The 15,908-nt window shown below is 44.7% G+C and carries 20 protein-coding genes; 10 read left to right on the forward strand and 10 right to left on the reverse strand.

The window, feature by feature from the left end; genetic code table 11:
• Entirely contained in the window at positions 1-255 is a 255-nt protein-coding gene (locus tag DMO16_RS12265; protein ID WP_129477700.1) for a YfhJ family protein, read from the reverse strand.
• Positions 256-356: 101 nt separating this feature from the next.
• On the opposite strand from DMO16_RS12265, the gene sspK reads away from it, so the two are divergent.
• Positions 357-512: a small, acid-soluble spore protein K gene (gene sspK, locus DMO16_RS12270; RefSeq protein ID WP_061974290.1), complete on the forward strand. Its 156-nt coding sequence runs from the start codon at positions 357-359 to the stop codon at positions 510-512.
• Positions 513-628: 116 nt separating this feature from the next.
• Here the strand turns inward: sspK and DMO16_RS12275 are convergent, their stop codons facing one another.
• The gene (locus DMO16_RS12275; protein ID WP_061974292.1) at positions 629-946 is read right to left on the reverse strand and encodes a YfhH family protein; all 318 of its coding nucleotides are present in this window, start codon (positions 944-946) and stop codon (positions 629-631) included.
• A 75-nt stretch (positions 947-1,021) separates the two neighbouring features.
• Here DMO16_RS12275 and DMO16_RS12280 point away from each other — a divergent pair, with 75 nt between their 5' ends.
• Entirely contained in the window at positions 1,022-1,690 is a 669-nt protein-coding gene (locus DMO16_RS12280) for an SDR family NAD(P)-dependent oxidoreductase (protein WP_129477702.1), read from the forward strand.
• Here the strand turns inward: DMO16_RS12280 and recX are convergent.
• From recX to DMO16_RS12295, 3 genes are all read right to left on the reverse strand, one after another.
• Entirely contained in the window at positions 1,677-2,489 is an 813-nt protein-coding gene (gene recX, locus DMO16_RS12285) for a recombination regulator RecX (protein ID WP_129477704.1), read from the reverse strand. The two genes, DMO16_RS12280 and recX, sit on opposite strands and share 14 nt — an antisense overlap.
• Positions 2,490-2,571: 82 nt before the next feature.
• A complete protein-coding gene (locus DMO16_RS25435; protein ID WP_061974297.1) occupies positions 2,572-2,775 on the reverse strand; it encodes a YbdD/YjiX family protein in 204 nt (67 codons plus the stop codon).
• Positions 2,775-4,877, reverse strand: a complete 2,103-nt coding sequence (locus DMO16_RS12295; RefSeq protein ID WP_061974299.1) for a carbon starvation CstA family protein — start codon at positions 4,875-4,877, stop codon at positions 2,775-2,777. The genes DMO16_RS25435 and DMO16_RS12295 overlap by 1 nt, the downstream gene beginning before the upstream one ends.
• 101 nt (positions 4,878-4,978) lie before the next feature.
• On the opposite strand from DMO16_RS12295, the gene DMO16_RS12300 reads away from it, so the two are divergent.
• From DMO16_RS12300 to DMO16_RS12325, 6 genes are all read left to right on the forward strand, one after another.
• Positions 4,979-5,875, forward strand: coding sequence for a TIGR01777 family oxidoreductase (locus DMO16_RS12300; protein WP_061974301.1), 897 nt, complete (start codon positions 4,979-4,981; stop codon positions 5,873-5,875).
• Positions 5,876-5,916: 41 nt separating this feature from the next.
• Positions 5,917-7,059, forward strand: coding sequence for an amidohydrolase (locus DMO16_RS12305; protein ID WP_129477706.1), 1,143 nt, complete (start codon positions 5,917-5,919; stop codon positions 7,057-7,059).
• 190 nt (positions 7,060-7,249) lie between these two features.
• Positions 7,250-7,816, forward strand: a complete 567-nt coding sequence (locus DMO16_RS12310) for a GNAT family N-acetyltransferase (protein ID WP_129477708.1) — start codon at positions 7,250-7,252, stop codon at positions 7,814-7,816.
• Between the two features lie 106 nt (positions 7,817-7,922).
• Positions 7,923-8,066: a YfhE family protein gene (locus DMO16_RS12315; protein WP_129477710.1), complete on the forward strand. Its 144-nt coding sequence runs from the start codon at positions 7,923-7,925 to the stop codon at positions 8,064-8,066.
• A gap of 68 nt (positions 8,067-8,134) precedes the next feature.
• A complete protein-coding gene (locus tag DMO16_RS12320; RefSeq protein WP_129477712.1) occupies positions 8,135-8,305 on the forward strand; it encodes a YfhD family protein in 171 nt (56 codons plus the stop codon).
• Between the two features lie 410 nt (positions 8,306-8,715).
• Entirely contained in the window at positions 8,716-8,943 is a 228-nt protein-coding gene (locus DMO16_RS12325; protein WP_129477714.1) for a hypothetical protein, read from the forward strand.
• Positions 8,944-8,995: 52 nt separating this feature from the next.
• Here the strand turns inward: DMO16_RS12325 and rlmD are convergent, their stop codons facing one another.
• From rlmD to DMO16_RS12345, 4 genes are all read right to left on the reverse strand, one after another.
• Positions 8,996-10,402, reverse strand: coding sequence for a 23S rRNA (uracil(1939)-C(5))-methyltransferase RlmD (rlmD, locus tag DMO16_RS12330; RefSeq protein WP_129480383.1), 1,407 nt, complete (start codon positions 10,400-10,402; stop codon positions 8,996-8,998).
• Positions 10,403-10,512: 110 nt separating this feature from the next.
• Positions 10,513-11,316, reverse strand: a complete 804-nt coding sequence (gene pdaA, locus DMO16_RS12335) for a delta-lactam-biosynthetic de-N-acetylase (protein WP_129477716.1) — start codon at positions 11,314-11,316, stop codon at positions 10,513-10,515.
• Positions 11,317-11,442: 126 nt separating this feature from the next.
• Positions 11,443-12,987: a fumarate hydratase gene (locus DMO16_RS12340; protein ID WP_061974311.1), complete on the reverse strand. Its 1,545-nt coding sequence runs from the start codon at positions 12,985-12,987 to the stop codon at positions 11,443-11,445.
• Between the two features lie 98 nt (positions 12,988-13,085).
• A complete protein-coding gene (locus DMO16_RS12345; protein WP_061974313.1) occupies positions 13,086-13,277 on the reverse strand; it encodes an SE1561 family protein in 192 nt (63 codons plus the stop codon).
• 163 nt (positions 13,278-13,440) lie between these two features.
• Here DMO16_RS12345 and yfkAB point away from each other — a divergent pair, with 163 nt between their 5' ends.
• Positions 13,441-14,550, forward strand: coding sequence for a radical SAM/CxCxxxxC motif protein YfkAB (gene yfkAB, locus DMO16_RS12350; RefSeq protein WP_129477718.1), 1,110 nt, complete (start codon positions 13,441-13,443; stop codon positions 14,548-14,550).
• Between the two features lie 103 nt (positions 14,551-14,653).
• A complete protein-coding gene (locus DMO16_RS12355) occupies positions 14,654-14,983 on the forward strand; it encodes a winged helix-turn-helix transcriptional regulator (RefSeq protein ID WP_061974317.1) in 330 nt (109 codons plus the stop codon).
• Between the two features lie 33 nt (positions 14,984-15,016).
• On the opposite strand, the gene DMO16_RS12360 is transcribed toward DMO16_RS12355, so the two are convergent.
• Entirely contained in the window at positions 15,017-15,832 is an 816-nt protein-coding gene (locus DMO16_RS12360) for a YfkD family protein (protein WP_425590035.1), read from the reverse strand.
• Positions 15,833-15,908 lie beyond the last annotated feature (76 nt).

Below are 15,908 nucleotides of genomic sequence, written 5' to 3' on the forward strand. Positions count from 1 at the left end.
TCACTTCTTTTTTTTCAAGTGTTTAAATTTGGGATTGGTTGTTTCGTATTCATGGAGCTTGGGACCAAAGCTGTTGATCCATTGCACAACCATTTCTTCTGTTTTATTTTTACCGCCATATTTGTATCCCGCACGCGCACGGGATGATTCAAAATCTTCCCACAATCCTTCGATCCAGCTTCTGGCATCGTCATAGGTGAGATGTTCATTTTTGGACATGAGCACACGGGCAAGGCGGTCAAATCTATCCTCCATTTTTTCTTCCTCCTTATCCATTATTTTGCCGTTTTCTGTTCACATTAAAGGTTTTTATTCAAACCATACTAGATGGGAACCGATTAAAAGGAGGGCTAAACATGCGAAACAAATCAAAAAACTTTCCTAATCGGATCTCCTTCTCAGGTGAGCCGAGAGCCAAAGAAGAATTCTCTTCCAAGCGGCCAGACGGATCCATTCGTGACCATCCAGAGGAACGAATGTTTCAATCCAATCGACACCGGGATGATCAATAGCTCTTGCGGTTATGGATGTTGCTGAAACAATCAGCGATGCCAAGCGGCTTACATCCAAACACGCAAGCGTTAGTAGTGCCGGAAAAAGAAGCGGCCCTTTCCGCTTCTTTTTTCAATTATTGGCCGGGCTGCTGCAGCATGGCGATCGGGAAAGCTTCCAATTCCTGCGATTCGTCTCGGTATCCCCAGGCAAAAATCCCATTCATATACAATATTTTAAAGGAAGATCCGGGATCCCCCTCTACGCCGTATGTTTTTCCGGGATCAAACAGGGCTGTATCCATCATATATGATTTTGCCATCATAATTTTCCGCTCATACACGGCAAATTCGCTGACCATTCCCATTTGTTCCGCCTTTTGCGCTTTTGCATGAAGGTTAGCAATTTCGTTCTGTAGTTCTGTCTTGTTCATTTCACTATATCTTTTTTCCATGATGAGCCTCCATTCTTCTGCTTTTAGTATAATAAACATTGTATAAGAATCCAAACGTATTGAAAGGATGATCCCATGAAATCAGTGATCATTACCGGGGGCGGCTCAGGACTTGGAGCGGCGCTCGCGGAAGAATATGCAAAAAAGTATAAAGTAATCCTTATCGGACGTACCTTAATGAAATTGACGATGGTGAAAGATGTGCTGGTGCAAAGAGGGCTGCACGCGGATTGTTATGCGTGTGATGTAACATCCATGGAGGAAGTAAAACACGTATTTGGACAGCTTTTTCAGCAAGAGGACATACATATGCTGATCAATAATGCCGGCTCGGGGATCTTTGGGCCCCTGGAAAAGTTTACAGAGGAGGAAGTGAACCTTTTGCTGGATGTCAATGTAAAAGGCCCACTATTCACTACGATGACGGCTTTGCCTTATTTAAAGGAAAAAGCAGAAGGCCAAATCATGAACATCATTTCCACCGCAGGACTTCGGGGCAAAGTAAATGAATCCGTCTATTGCGCCAGCAAATTTGCCGTGAGAGGATTTACGGAAAGTCTGGTAAAAGAACTGGACGGAACCGGCATCAGCGTAACAGCGGTTTACATGGGAGGAATGGATACGCCGTTTTGGGAGGACAGCGACCATGTGAAGGACAAATCGCGGTTTAAAACACCTGAGCAGGTGGCTGTGCAAATTGCAGCTGAAGACACCGGAAAAGCAGAAATCTTTATTGATCGGTAAAATCAGAATTAAGCACTTCATCGATCATATCCACAGGAAATCCCTTCCCATATAGATGCTGCTTCATTTTGTTGCGGTATTGCAGACCGGAAAACTTTTTATAGCGCTTATGGGCCTTGTTGGCCTGCTTTAACAAAGCGTCCCTTTCTTCATCCCTTGAGCTTTTCAGGTCAATATTTCGCAGAGCTTCTTCAATCACATCCCAGGAGTATCCTTTTTGCTGGAGCTGCTGGGATATTTTATTTCTCCTTTCATTACTGGACACGTCTTTATTTTGGTTTGCCTTTTTCTGAGCGAAAGAAGCAGCCGTCTCAACTTGCTCTTCAAGCGGATATTCCTTTAATGCTTTTTCAATAACAGGTTCGGGAATGCCTTTTTGTGACAGCTCTCTTTTTATGACCCCCACCCCTTTTGATGTGGTATTCTTCCTTGTCCGTACAAACATCAGGGCAAACTCGGCATCATCAAGATATCGGTACTCCAGCAGCCGCTTGATCACCTCTTCGATGGCATTATCGTCGTACTCCTTCTTTTTCAAGTAGTCCCGGACTTCCTTCACAGACCTCATTCGAAATGAAAGATATTGAAGAGAGGTGTTAAATCCTTTTTTGATTTCATCTTCATAGAGGAGGTCTCTTAGCTCCTCTGTATCAATTTTCAGTCCTTTTTTCAATTTGTATTTAATCAAAATATCAGTATCAACACTGAAGCCATACTCTTCTCCTGTGCCCTGGTCGATGTAGATATTGAAACGGTCCGCATTCTTTTTTTGAGTTGTGATCTTTGTAATGACTGTCATATTTCTCACCCCGCTAATACTTTTATATTAACATATAAGACCAGAAAAGGAGCCCGCATAACCTTATGCGGACTCTCGTTTTTTAACAGCATCTCCTGGCGGATGCTCCGTATTTTTTGTCCAAAAAATCATTGAAAAATTCAGCCTCTGTAGGCGGGGCCACCTCGGGATGATGTATTTTTATATGAGCGACGTAGGACTCATAATCTGGAAGATTTGATACTCCCTTCCCGATCTTGCGGATAACTCCGGCCCCCTGCCTGATTTTTTGAATAAAAGTTCTCATCAGGACACCTCGCTGATTTTCGTCTGTTTAAACGGATCCTCACTTGTCGGCAGTTCTTCTTTCTTAAACCACACTTTTCCCCAAATCCTCAGGGCATCAATCAGAACACCGAGAATAAGAAGCATAAAGATGCCGGTAAGCACCGCATTTAACTGGTTGTTAAAGATAATCTGTTTGGCTGCTTCCTCAGTCGGTATGGTCGGTGGCAGCTTTCCTGCAGTTAACGCCTGCTTTGTCACTTCCGCCTGCTTCAGGAAGCCAATTTTCGGAAGCTGAGAAAAGATTTTTTGCCAGCCGGCCGTAAACGTCACAATCATGAGCCAGGCAAGCGGGGCCAGCGTGACCCAGCAATATTTGGTTTTGCCCATCTTGATGATGACTGTTGTTGCCACAATCAGAGCAATGGCTGCCAGCATCTGATTTGTTATGCCAAAGAGCGGCCAGAGCGTGTTGATGCCGCCCAGCGGGTCAGTGACACCTACGACAAGGAAATAACCCCATGCCGCAACTACAATGGCACTTGTAATATAAACGGCAGGCATCCAATCCGTTTTTCCGATCGGCTTCCAAATGTTGCCGAGTAAATCCTGAAGCATAAAACGCCCGACCCTCGTTCCTGCATCAATCGTCGTTAATATGAAGACTGCCTCAAAGAGGATGGCGAAATGGTACCAAAACGCCATCAGCTGAGGTCCACCGACCATTTTGGAAAAAATGTGTGCCATTCCGACGGCTAATGACGGAGCACCTCCTGTCCGTGAAAGAATGCTCTCTTCATCCACCTGCTGGGCAAGCGAATTGATTTCATCCGCACTGACCGAGAATCCCCAGGAGGAGATCGTCGATGCGGCAGCGCTTACATCTGTGCCGATTGCCGCTCCCGGCGAGTTGATTGCAAAATACACGCCTGGAGATAAAAGGGTAGCTGCAACAAGAGCCATTACCGCTACAAAGGATTCAGTCAGCATTCCGCCATATCCAATCATGTTGGCATGTTTCTCATTGGCAATCAGCTTTGGCGTTGTACCGGAAGAAATCAAAGAGTGGAATCCCGAGACTGCTCCACAGGCAATGGTGATGAACAAAAATGGAAACAGATTCCCCGAGAATACCGGACCCGTTCCGTCCACGAACTTGGTCAGCGCAGGCATTTTGATTTCCGGCATAACAATGAATATGCCGACAGCCAGCAAACCGATGACCCCAACCTTCAAAAATGTGCTCAAGTAATCACGCGGAGCGAGCAAAAGCCAGACTGGAAGCACGGAAGCCAGGAATCCGTAAACAATCATCATAATAGCGATCGTTTTTCCTTCGAATGTAAACATCGGGGCCAGTGTGGCAGAATCTGCCACCCATTGACCGCTGACAAGTGCAAAAATCAACAGAGCAAACCCGATGATTGAAGCTTCCCCCACCCTTCCCGGCCGCAAAAATTTCATGTAGATTCCCATGAACAAGGCGATCGGAATCGTCATCGCAATGGTATACATTCCCCATGGGCTCGCTTTTAAAGCGTTTACAACGACAAGCCCCAAAACTGCAATCAAAATGATCATGATGGCAAATACACCAACGAGTGCAAGGTATCCTCCGACAGGACCGATCTCTTCTCTTGCTATCTCCCCGATCGATTTACCTTTTCGCCTCATGGAAATAATCAAGACGACGAAATCCTGGACACAGCCCGCAAGAACAGCTCCCGCGACAATCCAGATCGTTCCTGGAAGATATCCCATCTGGGCAGCCAGGGTGGGCCCCACCAGTGGACCCGCACCAGCAATTGCAGCAAAATGATGACCGTAAAGGACCCATTTATTGGTTGGCACATAATCCTTACCGTCCGTGTACCTTTCAGCCGGCGTCGCACGCCTCTTGTCCAATCCGAAGATTTTATTGGAGATAAAACGGGAATAAAAGCGATAAGCAACTGCGTATGTTGCGAGAGATGCCACCACGAACCAGATGGCATTAATGTGTTCGTCCCTCTGCAGGGCAATAACAGATAAGCTAATGCCTCCAGCAAGGGCAACAGCAATCCAGATCAAGGCCTTTGCGACCGGATTACTTTTCTTTCTAATCGTGCTCGGCTGTGTTTCCATTAGGCTCCCCCTCAAAACATTGATATAATTACAGTGCAATTATAACAAATATTCTTAATTTTTAAATAACTTTTCTGGAAAATTACCAACAGGAGGTTTTTATGAAAATTGCAATCACAGGCGGTACCGGACTCATCGGCTCGGCCATCACCAAGCTTTTGCTGTCGAAGAACCATGAAGTGTACATACTGACGCGTTCTGACAAGAAATCCGACCATCCAAAGCTCAGGTATGTGCCATGGCTGGGTAATGAGAGTACACCGGAACATGAGCTTCAAGGCATCGATGCCTTAATTAACCTGGCCGGTGAAAGCATCAACGGAAGATGGACCGATGAGAAAAAGAAAAAAATTATGGACAGCCGAATGAAGGCCACGGATGAAGTACTGCGTATCCTGTCTGAGCTCCCCGAAAAACCGTCCGTGCTGCTCAATGCCTCCGCTGTCGGTTATTACGGAACATCGGAACAAGAGCATTTCACTGAACGCTCCACACCGAAAAACGAAAATTTTCTCTCGGAAGTGGCCCGGCTCTGGGAGCAAAAAGCAAGTCATGCCAATGAATTGGGAATTCGCACCGTTTTTGCGCGGTTTGGCGTTATTCTTAGTGAAAAAGGCGGTGCTCTCTCCCAAATGGCTTTGCCCTATAAATTTTTTGCCGGCGGAAGAATCGGTTCAGGCAGACAGTGGGTATCATGGATTCATCTTGAGGATGCGGCCAGGCTTATTGAGTTTTGCCTGCAGCCAGGCATGGTAGGACCCGTTAATGTGACGGCACCTTATCCCGTACAGAACAGTGATTTTGGCAAAGAGCTCGGAGAAACACTTGGACGGCCCCACTGGCTTCCTGCTCCCTCCTTCGCCATCAAAAGCCTTCTTGGAGAGATGAGTGTACTGGTCCTGGAAGGACAGCACGCCTACCCGGAAAAGGCGGTAAAAAAAGGATTTACCTACCATTACCCGCGGGCTCAAGAGGCGCTGGAGAATTTGCTTAAGTAATCTGCAATATATATATATAAAAAGAAAAATAGGTGATGCAGTTGAAAACGCTCATTAAAGGTGCCAAGGTTTACCCCATAACATCCCCAGTCATGAAAAGAGGGGATATTCTCATCCAGAACGGCAAGATTCTCCATCTCGCTCCGGCCATTGAGCCCTCTTCAGACATGGAAGTTATCGAAGCGGTGGGCTTCCACCTCTTGCCAGGCCTGATTGATGTTCATACCCATTTAGGGCTTTACGACGAAGGAACGGGCTGGGCAGGCAATGATGCCAATGAAACCAATGAAGTTCTCACTCCCCATATTCGCGCTATCGATGGATGCCACCCTCTCGATAGCGGATTTCGTGATGCCATTCAACATGGAATCACAGCCGTCCACATCATGCCGGGCAGTGCCAATGTCATTGGGGGAACCACATCGGTCATTAAGACTGCCGGCACAGATATTCGTGATATGCTCGTGAAAGAACTTGCAGGACTGAAAGTGGCTCTTGGGGAAAATCCAAAAAGGATTCACAGCGGAAGAGAAAATAATTCCATTACCCGGATGGGCATTATGGGAATGCTGCGTGAAGCGTTTTATCACGCAAATGCTTCAACTTTTAAGGACGATTTAAGAATCTCCCCTCTTCTGGCCGCTTTGGAACGGGAAATCCCGGTCCGTATTCATGCTCACCGTGCAGATGACATCCTGTCTGCAGTGAGACTGGCTGACGAATTCAACCTCGATTTAAGAATCGAGCATTGCACGGAAGGTCACTTGGTAGCCAACGATTTATCCGGCCGCGGCCTTCAGGTTTCAGTCGGTCCCACGCTCACGAGAAGGTCAAAAATCGAACTGAAAAATAAAACATGGGAAACCTATAAAGTTTTGGCTGACCACGGGATTGAGGTTTCAATCACCACTGATCATCCCTATACACCCATCCAGTACTTGAATGTGTGCGCAGCTCTTTCCGTACGGGAAGGATTAAGCGAAGAAAATGCACTTAGAGGAATCACCATCAACCCGGCAAAAAACCTTGGAGTGGACCAGCGGATCGGAAGTTTAGAACCTGGAAAGGACGGGGATCTCAGCCTGTGGTCGGAGCATCCGTTCCATTTTTCCTCCCTCCCTGTTATGACCATGATTCAAGGTAAAATTCTTTACAAAAATAAGCGTTTTTTTTATAAAAAATAAACAAAAAAACTATTTTCTTTTTCGGTAAAATATCATATGATTCAAGTATAAATGAATAAGCAAAAACCATAGGGAAGGCAATTGGTGCGCCACCAGATTTTCTGGTCCTAGTGGGTTCGATTCCCACCCCGAATTAATTTTTATTCTTAATTCGAGGGTGGGATTTTTCTGCCCTCCAGGAGGGATTAAATTGTTAAAAAAGCGTGATTTAAACGACTGTCATGTTCTTTTCAATTTAATGGCGCACCCGGAAGTTTTTCCTTTTGTTCGGCAAAAAACCGAATGTCTCGAGGAATTTATGTTCCTCACCAAACAGACGATTGAAGAAGAAGAACGCGGAGAAACGATCTCCAGGACCATTCTGGATGAGTGGTATAATCCGATTGGAGCGATCAGCCTGTACGACATACATGACGGGTGTGGTTTTTTAGGCACCTGGATTGGACAGCCGTACTTTGGAAAGGGCTATAACAAGCTTGCGAAAGAACATTTCTTTTCTGAATTGTTTTATGAGCATAACATTAATACCGTATTTATGCGGATTCGAAAATCGAACCCACGCTCCCAAAAGGCGGCTGAAAAGATTCCTTATGTGACGCTGGCCAATGAAACCCGTCCAGACATTTATCAGCAACTGAACCGTGATGGAGATGTGTATAACCTGTATCAAATCGAAAAAGATAACTATGTGCTTCATCAGCTAAGAACTCAGCATCAACACGAGATGTTTGACGACAACCAGCTGAAAGAGGCTTAAATATTTCGCGCCATTAAAGGAAAAACTATAAAGGGGATGACTCAGTAAGTTCTGTTGCTTGCCGGGTGATCTTCTTTTTTTATTTCTTTTAAAGGGGGAGAAAGGCATGAAAAGTAAAAAACGGCAGGCTGAGGAGCGCAATGCTGCTTTGACCAAAATGCAGGAAGTGCTTTACAAAGAAGAGTTTAAGTCAGCTAACGGCAGGGAAAAAAATGAATATACATCCCAAACCTCTTCACAAATCAAGTAGTTCCATATACAGAAAAAAACAACGTTAACCTCTCCATGATGACCTATACTGCTAAAGGAGGAATACCCATGGACAATGAAAAGAACCAGTTGGAAAATGAAAAGGACGGTTTGACCGAAGCGGATCTAAAGCAGCCTGAAGGTGTAGATGTAGAATATTCTTCTGAAGTTGCCGATGCGGATGACCGTGAAGCAATGGCGCGCGCAGAAAAAGCAGACCATCGCCAGCTTGATAAATAAGAATAAAAAAAGCCCTTCCTAATCGGAAGGGCTTTTTCTTTTTTCTGTGGGCAACTTTATCCACAGGATGTTAATAATGTGGATAACTTACCTGCTTATTAAGGATTTGTAAAATAAATAAACGTATCATGATGTTTATATAAATTTTTCATTATTATAAATATTCACAACCAGTGGATAACCCTGTGGATTGTGTGTATATGTCTGAAAATAATGATTAGTACCACACTTTTCATTTAATCTACTATAGACTAGACAAGCAAAGGACGTGAACATGGAAATGATTCAATCGGTGAATAAAGGCTTCATAAACGGACGTAATCACGTATGAGAACCTTCAAAAAGATCTATTTATTTGGATATATTCGATTGCCTTTCTCGGAATAGCCAGTCCTCATCCCTGGAAAGGCATGATTGTTGGTGTTGCCGGCTATGGGATTTACTGGCTGATCTTCGGTTCCTACATGAAGGCGGAAAAAGCAAGAAAGGCGAAAGCAGCAGCCAGAAGATCAAAGAAAAAACGAAAAAAAGGTAGAAAAGACAAAAGTGCGGCAGTCGCCACTTCAGGGTTGTGGTGGAGCGATACAGGGACAGATAGCGGGTCTTTCGGAGACAGCTGCAGTGACGGAGGCGACTAACCTGTACATAATTTTAAAAAGAGAGAAGGGAACCGCTCCCCTCTCTCTTTGTTCATCCTTCATTCTTTTGTACGAGCGTGCACACAACTTCAACATGAGCCGTTTGCGGAAACATATCCACAGGCGTTAAATTTTCCAATACGAATCCGTGACTTATTAACATGTGGACATCTTTTGCCAGGGTAGATGGATTACAGGACACATACACCATCCGTTTTGGCTTTATCTTTCCAACAGTGTTCAGGAAAGCCTGGTCGCATCCAGTTCGGGGTGGATCCACCACAATAACGTCCGGTTTCCATCCTTCCTTCAGCCACTTTGGAAGGATCACTTCCGCTTTTCCGGTTTCGTAATGCGTATTTGTAAATTCGTGCCGTTTTGCATTCTCTTTTGCATTTAGGATGGATTCTTCAATGACGTCCATTCCTCTTATTTCTGCAGCGTCCGGGGCCAGCCAGAGCCCAATCGTCCCGGTTCCGCAGTAGGCGTCCACCACTTTTTCTTTTCCGGTGAGCTTCGCTGCTTTTTTGGCTTCATCATACAGTTTTACCGTCTGTTGCGGATTCAGCTGAAAGAACGCTCTTGCTGAAAGCTCAAACGATAAACTGCCGAGATTCTCCCCAATCGTTTCAGGACCCTCAAGCGGGATGGTTTTTTCTCCGAAAATAATCGAAGTTTTTTTGTCATTCACATTCTGCACAATGGATTTGATCTCGGGAATCCGTTTTTGGATTTCGGCGATCAAAAGTTCTTTGCGCGGAATTTTTTCCTGAGTGGTCACAAGAACCAGCTGGGTTTCACCTGTTTCAAACCCGGTTCTTACCACGATGGTACGGATAATCCCTTTTCGTGTTTTTTCATGATAAACCGGAATATTCAGATCCTCCAGAATCCGTTTAACAGCGTTGGTTACACGCACAGTTTCCGGATGCTGAACGATGCATTGTTCGAGATCAATGATCCGGTGCGAGTTAATGCCATAAAGGCCAGCAATAACCTTCTCCTTCTCTTTGGCCACCTGAAGCTGACTTTTATTTCGATACTCCCAAGGGTTTTGCATTCCGACAGTCGGACGGAGTGGCAGTTTCTCCGGTTTTATTTTTGTATACCGCTCAAAGGCCTGGCGAACGACATCCTGCTTTTCCTTCAATTGACCTTCATAGCTTAGGTGCTGCAGCTGGCAGCCTCCGCATTCATCATATAATGGACATGGGGGCACCACCCGGTCACGCGATTTTTTCTTGATGCGCTTTACCACAGCTTCAGCACGGTTAGGATAAACCTTTTCTATTTGCGCAATGATTTCTTCACCGGGAAGGGCTCCTGGTACAAAAACCACGGTGCGTTTAAAAAAACCAACTCCCTCTCCATTAATGCCAAGACGCTTAATGTTGAGCGGGATGGTCTGTCCTTTGGTTAAAACGGTTTTTTGTTTGTGGTTGGCTGTTTCTTTTGGCATAGCCATTCACTTCTCTCAAAATTTTTTTACGTCCCATTATAGCATTGTTTCCCGCTTGTTCCCAACTACAACACCGAAACAGAGAAAAAAGCCTTATAAAAAGGCTTTTTTTATTGGACTGGTGATTTCTTTGTCTGGTTATCCACTTTAAGGTTATCAAGGCTTTTGAACGTATAGCCCCGCTTTCTCAAATCATCTATGGCTTTGCCCAGCGCCTCTGCATTATCCCTTGAAACTGTGTGTAAGAGCAGAATACAGCCCGGATGAATCTGTTTCATGATGTTGTTGTACGAATATTGCCAGCCGCGCTGCCGGTTCACTTCCCAGTCAACAAACGCCAGCGACCAAAATACATGGCGGTATCCCAGTTGCTTGGAAACAGCAATCGACTGCTCGCTGAACACCCCTCTTGGAGGACGAAGGAACTGCATGTCGTTCTTTCCGGTGATTTTGCGGTATTTTTGCTTAACCGATTCCAGTTCCTCTTTCATGCGCCCTGCAGTGATTTGTGTCATATCCGGATGGTGGTTCGTATGATTTCCGATAATATGGCCTTCCTTTGCCATACGCAGGATCAGGTCTGGATGAGTGTTGATAAAATGTCCCGTAACAAAGAACGCGGCAGGCACCTTTTTCTCCTTTAACGTATTCAGGACATCATCGGTATAGCCATTTTCATACCCATTATCAAAGGTAAGATAAATGTCTTTTCTCTTTGGATCTCCTAAAAACAGACCGTCGTACTTTTCCATCAGCTGCAAATAGCGCTGGTCGGTCGTCGGCGGCACTTCATTCCCTTTCTTTTGAAAATACCACTCATGCCGGGTATTAGAAGGCTGCAAAGCAAAAGCGGTATGGGTAGTTACCAGCATTATAGCACCAATAAACAGTGCAGATATTCCCCATTTTTTCATGGTGTATCTCTCCTTCCTTGCTGAATTCATCCTTACCTTTAGTGTTTATGGATGAATTAAAAGCATACGAGGAAGTCTTTGCCATGAAAAAAAGACCGGCAGTTGGCCGGCCTTTTTTCAGGAGTTTTATTTAAAAACAGGTTCTTTAAATTGCGCAAGTTTTTCAAGTGAGGAGCTCTCCACATCCTGATGAAGGCTGTTGCCGTGGGAGTCCATGGTAACAACGGCTGTAAATCCTTTAACGTTAATGTGCCACATGGCTTCCGGAATACCAAATTGCATCAAATCAACGCCTTCTACTTTTTGCATGCATTCCGCATAGTACTGTGCGGCTCCGCCAATGGCATTCAAATAAACACCGCCATGCTCGCCAAGCGCCTGAAGGGTCTTTTTCCCCATTCCGCCCTTGCCGATGACTGCACGGATACCGAATTTTTTCATGATATCGCCTTGGTAAGGCTCTTCACGGATTGAGGTGGTTGGACCAGCAGCTTTAACGACCCAGTTGCCTTCCTCATCCTTTGCCATAACCGGACCGCAATGGTAGATGATTTGTCCGTTCAGATCAACGGGTGCATCATGATCGGTTAAATATTTATGAATGGCGTCGCGTCCGGTATGCATCATACCGTTAATGGTCACAACATCCCCTACGCGCAGTTCGCGAATTTGTTCTTCTGTGATCGGGGCTTCCAGGGTCACCTGACGAACTTCCGTTTTTTCTTCAAGTGCTGCAGCCGCTTCTTCCTTCATTTTGTCGAAGTCGACATCTTCGCCTTCCTGATACAGCCATTCCTGGATTTCACCAGAAACCGGGTCAATCTTAACGCCTAAACGGCGGTATGCCCAGCAGTTGTAGGCTACAGAAACGAAGAAGCTGGCAGGAATTCGGTTGATAACGCCCACTTTACAGCCAAGAAGAGTTGTTTCCCCTCCAAAGCCCATGGTTCCGATGCCAAGCTTGTTGGCATTTTCCATTACATACTCTTCAAGCTTGCGAAGATTTTCGTTTGGATTAACATCATCTGCCGAGCGGAACAGCATTTCCTTGGCAAGCTCGTAACCGCTTGTACGGTCTCCACCAATTCCTACACCGATGAAACCTGCACTGCACCCTTGACCTTGCGCCTGGTAAACGGAATGCATGATGCATTTTCGGATGCCATCAAGGTCGCGTCCCGCACGGCCAAGTCCTTCAAGTTCAGCTGGCAGGCTGTATTGAATATTTTTATTTTCGCATCCGCCGCCTTTAAGAATCAAACGGACATCAATATAATCGCTTTCCCATTGTTCAAACTTAATAACAGGCGTTCCCTCACCAAGATTATCACCGCTGTTATCGCCAGTGATCGAATCCACGGAGTTGGGACGAAGCTTGGTATCGTTTGTTGCCTCAGCCACCGCTTTTTTAATCGCCTTTTTCATTTCAATTTGGTTCACGTTAACTGGTACTTTAATTTTAAAGGTCGGCAGTCCCGTATCCTGACAGATCGGTGAAACGTTATCGTCGGCCATTTTAATGTTTTTTGTAATAGTGTCTAACGACATTGCTGCACGGGTGCCTGCATTTTCGCGAATTTTCGCTGCGGCAATGGCTCTGCGGACATCCTTTGGCAAGTTTGTTGATGTTTCCACGATTAGCTTATACATGCTCTCCTGAAACTTTTCCATGCTCTAACCCCTTTTATTATTTAAAAATAATTTGTATCGCTTTAAACCAATACCATTATAACAAAAAGGATAAAAGAGCGCTTACTTTTCGTTCCAATTTATTCTTTTTCCCAATTATTTCGGAATTGTTTGCATTTGAATTCAAGATCATCAAGCATCCCAATGATACGGTCAATTTCTTCCACACCTGCTGTTTCTGCATCAATTGAATCCAGCACTTGCAGCAGCATGTCAATCCGGTTCATAATGTATTCTTTTTGAGATGACTTATCTTCTACTGATTTACCCACATATACCTCTCCTTTCTTTCATACTGTATCAAAGGATTGAATCTCTGCCAATAAAATCCCCGCAGCCCTTTTTCTTTTACGGCGATTGCGTTATCATATGGTGTATTTATAGATTGCGGAAACGTTATGTTTTTACCCGTTTTATTAATAAAGGAGTTTTTTTATGATGGTAAAAAACCCAATTTCCATCCAGAATGATCCCTGGGAAGCTTATTTGGATGTTGAAAAGCACGGCACCATGCGGCTTTCGAATATTGAAGTCACGACAACCACGCTTTGCAATATGCGCTGTGCACACTGCGCTGTCGGTTACACACTGAATGTTAAGGATCCAGAACCTCTGCCGCTTGAGCTTCTAATAGGTCGATTGGATGAAATTCCCGAACTTCGGTCATTTTCCATCACCGGCGGAGAGCCGATGATGTCAAAAAAATCTGTCGAGAACTATGTGGTGCCTTTGCTCCGCTATGCCACTTCGCGTGGAGCAAGAACACAGATTAATTCTAACCTTACACTGGATCTTGAACGTTATGAGCCTATTCTTCCTTTTTTGGATGTTCTTCATATTTCCCACAATTGGGGCACCATCGAAGATTTTGCCGAGATCGGTTTTGCCCAAATGGAGAGGAAGCCTTCGATGGAGCAGCGGGCCGCATTGTTTGACCGAATGGTACATAATGCACAGGAGCTCACAAAAAGAGGTGTCCTTGTCTCTGCTGAAACAATGCTGAACAAGACGACTTTGCCCTACCTGGAAAAGATCCACAATCACATACAGGAAATGGGCTGCCAACGCCATGAAATTCACCCTATGTACCCGAGTGACTTTGCCAGCTCGCTTCAGGTGCTGTCACTTGAGGATACACGTTCGGCCATTCACAGACTGCTTGATGTCCGTAATCCTGACGTTTGGATGCTTTTTGGCACCCTGCCTTTTTATCCATGTTCTGCTGAAAACGAGGACCTGGAATTATTAAACCGGCTTTATGCTGAAAAAAATGTGACGGTCCGGAATGACCCCGATGGTCGTTCCCGTCTGAACGTCAATTTATTTGATGGTGAAATTATTGTCACTGATTTTGGAGACACCCCCTCACTTGGCAATATACAAACCACCTCGTTTCCTGAAGCCTATGAAGCATGGCTGAACACATCTGCAGCGAAATCAGTGAATTGCCATTGTCCGGCTGTAAAATGTCTTGGTCCGAATTTGCTGGTGAAAGATACGTATTACAAAGAAGTTGATTTCACGACACTTTCTTCCAATATATGACTAATTAAAAAGTTATAAACTTTACAATAGTAAGTTTTGGGAGTATCATCATAGGAAAGACTATAATTAGTCGTCGAAAGATCAATACAATGAGGTGAATTGTATGGATTACAACACAATGTGTCCCAGATATGAAGTAGCGATAGATATTATAGGAAAAAAATGGACGGGTCTTATCATCCGTGTTTTATTGGGAGGATCAAGGCGTTTTAAGGATATTAAAAAGCAAATCCCCGAGATGAGTGACCGCATGCTTACGGAGCGCATGAAAGAATTGGAATCCGTTGGCATTGTTTCACGCCATGTTTATCCTGAAACCCCGGTCCGCATCGAGTATGCATTGACCGAAAAGGGAGAATCCCTACGAGCCATTATTGAATCTATTCAATCTTGGAGTGAACAATGGGTTGAAGAATGCGAACTTCAAAAATAAAAAGGAACCAGCTAAAAGCTGGTTCTTTTTTATTTACATATTCGACGAATGAAATCTGAAAGAAACGTGTTCCTGCACCGGAATCCATGCTCCGATTCCCTGTTGGGTTACATTTTGTACTTCAATTTTTCGTTTACTGCCTTTTAGAACAATATAGACTTCACCGTAGGTGACCCTCCCTTTTTCATTCACAGCTGGAACATAGCTTGCCAAGTACCCAACCTGCTTGGGAGCAATATTATAAACATTGTTTTTCTTGGTACCCGCCCCAATATTCGTCTGAAATGAAAGTGGGAGTTTGGTTTTTTCTCCTGCAGCAATCATCATCATTTTCTTTACCGCTTCGCTGTTAGGGATTTCAGCGGTAAGCCCTCCGGTTACTCGTTTATGCATCTGTTGATGATAGCGCAGCTGAGCAAGCGACTTGCCTCCCCGGTTATCAAGCCTGTTCAAATTGATTTGCTGATATTCCCAATTGACGGCTGATTCTGTAGATTGATACGAAAGAGGCCACACTCCAAGAAAGATTTTGGCTCTGTAACCAATAGCCAATTTTGACGGATGAATGACAGACTCGTTCAACATACGAATTAAATCCGGGTTGGTTATAGCCACGTTGGATGTTTTCAGCATTGACTTTGCCAATTTGCTCGGTTCAAGATAAGGAAGGTCCTGTGCAGAGTTAGGATAGGTGTTTTCTTTAGAAATACTCACAACCGATCCCGGAACCCTTACACCTGCGGCCGCAGCGGAATGCGGCTGGACAACCAGGGAAAAAATCATAATTATAACAAGGAATAAGGCGGCTGAGTTCCGATTTAAACCCAACCCCAAAGTGTTCCGTTTCATGTGTTTTTCCTCCTTTTATATCCCTATTTTTTTCTTGTTGTAGAAATTTATCCATGCTGAGCGAATAACAAATTTT

This window comes from Fictibacillus sp. S7, assembly GCF_004127935.1.
Lineage (GTDB): Bacteria > Bacillota > Bacilli > Bacillales > Fictibacillaceae > Fictibacillus_C > Fictibacillus_C enclensis.

Coding starts and splice junctions, on each gene's coding strand:
- rlmD (WP_129480383.1), bottom strand. CDS start 10,402: ATGCCAAAAGAAACAGCCAACCACAAACAAAAAACCGTTTTAACCAAA.
- DMO16_RS12265 (WP_129477700.1), bottom strand. CDS start 255: ATGGAGGATAGATTTGACCGCCTTGCCCGTGTGCTCATGTCCAAAAAT.
- DMO16_RS12340 (WP_061974311.1), bottom strand. CDS start 12,987: ATGGAAAAGTTTCAGGAGAGCATGTATAAGCTAATCGTGGAAACATCA.
- DMO16_RS12325 (WP_129477714.1), top strand. CDS start 8,716: ATGATTGTTGGTGTTGCCGGCTATGGGATTTACTGGCTGATCTTCGGT.
- DMO16_RS12295 (WP_061974299.1), bottom strand. CDS start 4,877: ATGGAAACACAGCCGAGCACGATTAGAAAGAAAAGTAATCCGGTCGCA.
- DMO16_RS12320 (WP_129477712.1), top strand. CDS start 8,135: ATGGACAATGAAAAGAACCAGTTGGAAAATGAAAAGGACGGTTTGACC.
- recX (WP_129477704.1), bottom strand. CDS start 2,489: ATGACAGTCATTACAAAGATCACAACTCAAAAAAAGAATGCGGACCGT.
- sspK (WP_061974290.1), top strand. CDS start 357: ATGCGAAACAAATCAAAAAACTTTCCTAATCGGATCTCCTTCTCAGGT.
- DMO16_RS12300 (WP_061974301.1), top strand. CDS start 4,979: ATGAAAATTGCAATCACAGGCGGTACCGGACTCATCGGCTCGGCCATC.
- DMO16_RS25435 (WP_061974297.1), bottom strand. CDS start 2,775: ATGAGAACTTTTATTCAAAAAATCAGGCAGGGGGCCGGAGTTATCCGC.
- pdaA (WP_129477716.1), bottom strand. CDS start 11,316: ATGAAAAAATGGGGAATATCTGCACTGTTTATTGGTGCTATAATGCTG.
- DMO16_RS12275 (WP_061974292.1), bottom strand. CDS start 946: ATGGAAAAAAGATATAGTGAAATGAACAAGACAGAACTACAGAACGAA.
- DMO16_RS12355 (WP_061974317.1), top strand. CDS start 14,654: ATGGATTACAACACAATGTGTCCCAGATATGAAGTAGCGATAGATATT.
- yfkAB (WP_129477718.1), top strand. CDS start 13,441: ATGATGGTAAAAAACCCAATTTCCATCCAGAATGATCCCTGGGAAGCT.
- DMO16_RS12360 (WP_425590035.1), bottom strand. CDS start 15,832: ATGAAACGGAACACTTTGGGGTTGGGTTTAAATCGGAACTCAGCCGCC.
- DMO16_RS12315 (WP_129477710.1), top strand. CDS start 7,923: ATGAAAAGTAAAAAACGGCAGGCTGAGGAGCGCAATGCTGCTTTGACC.
- DMO16_RS12280 (WP_129477702.1), top strand. CDS start 1,022: ATGAAATCAGTGATCATTACCGGGGGCGGCTCAGGACTTGGAGCGGCG.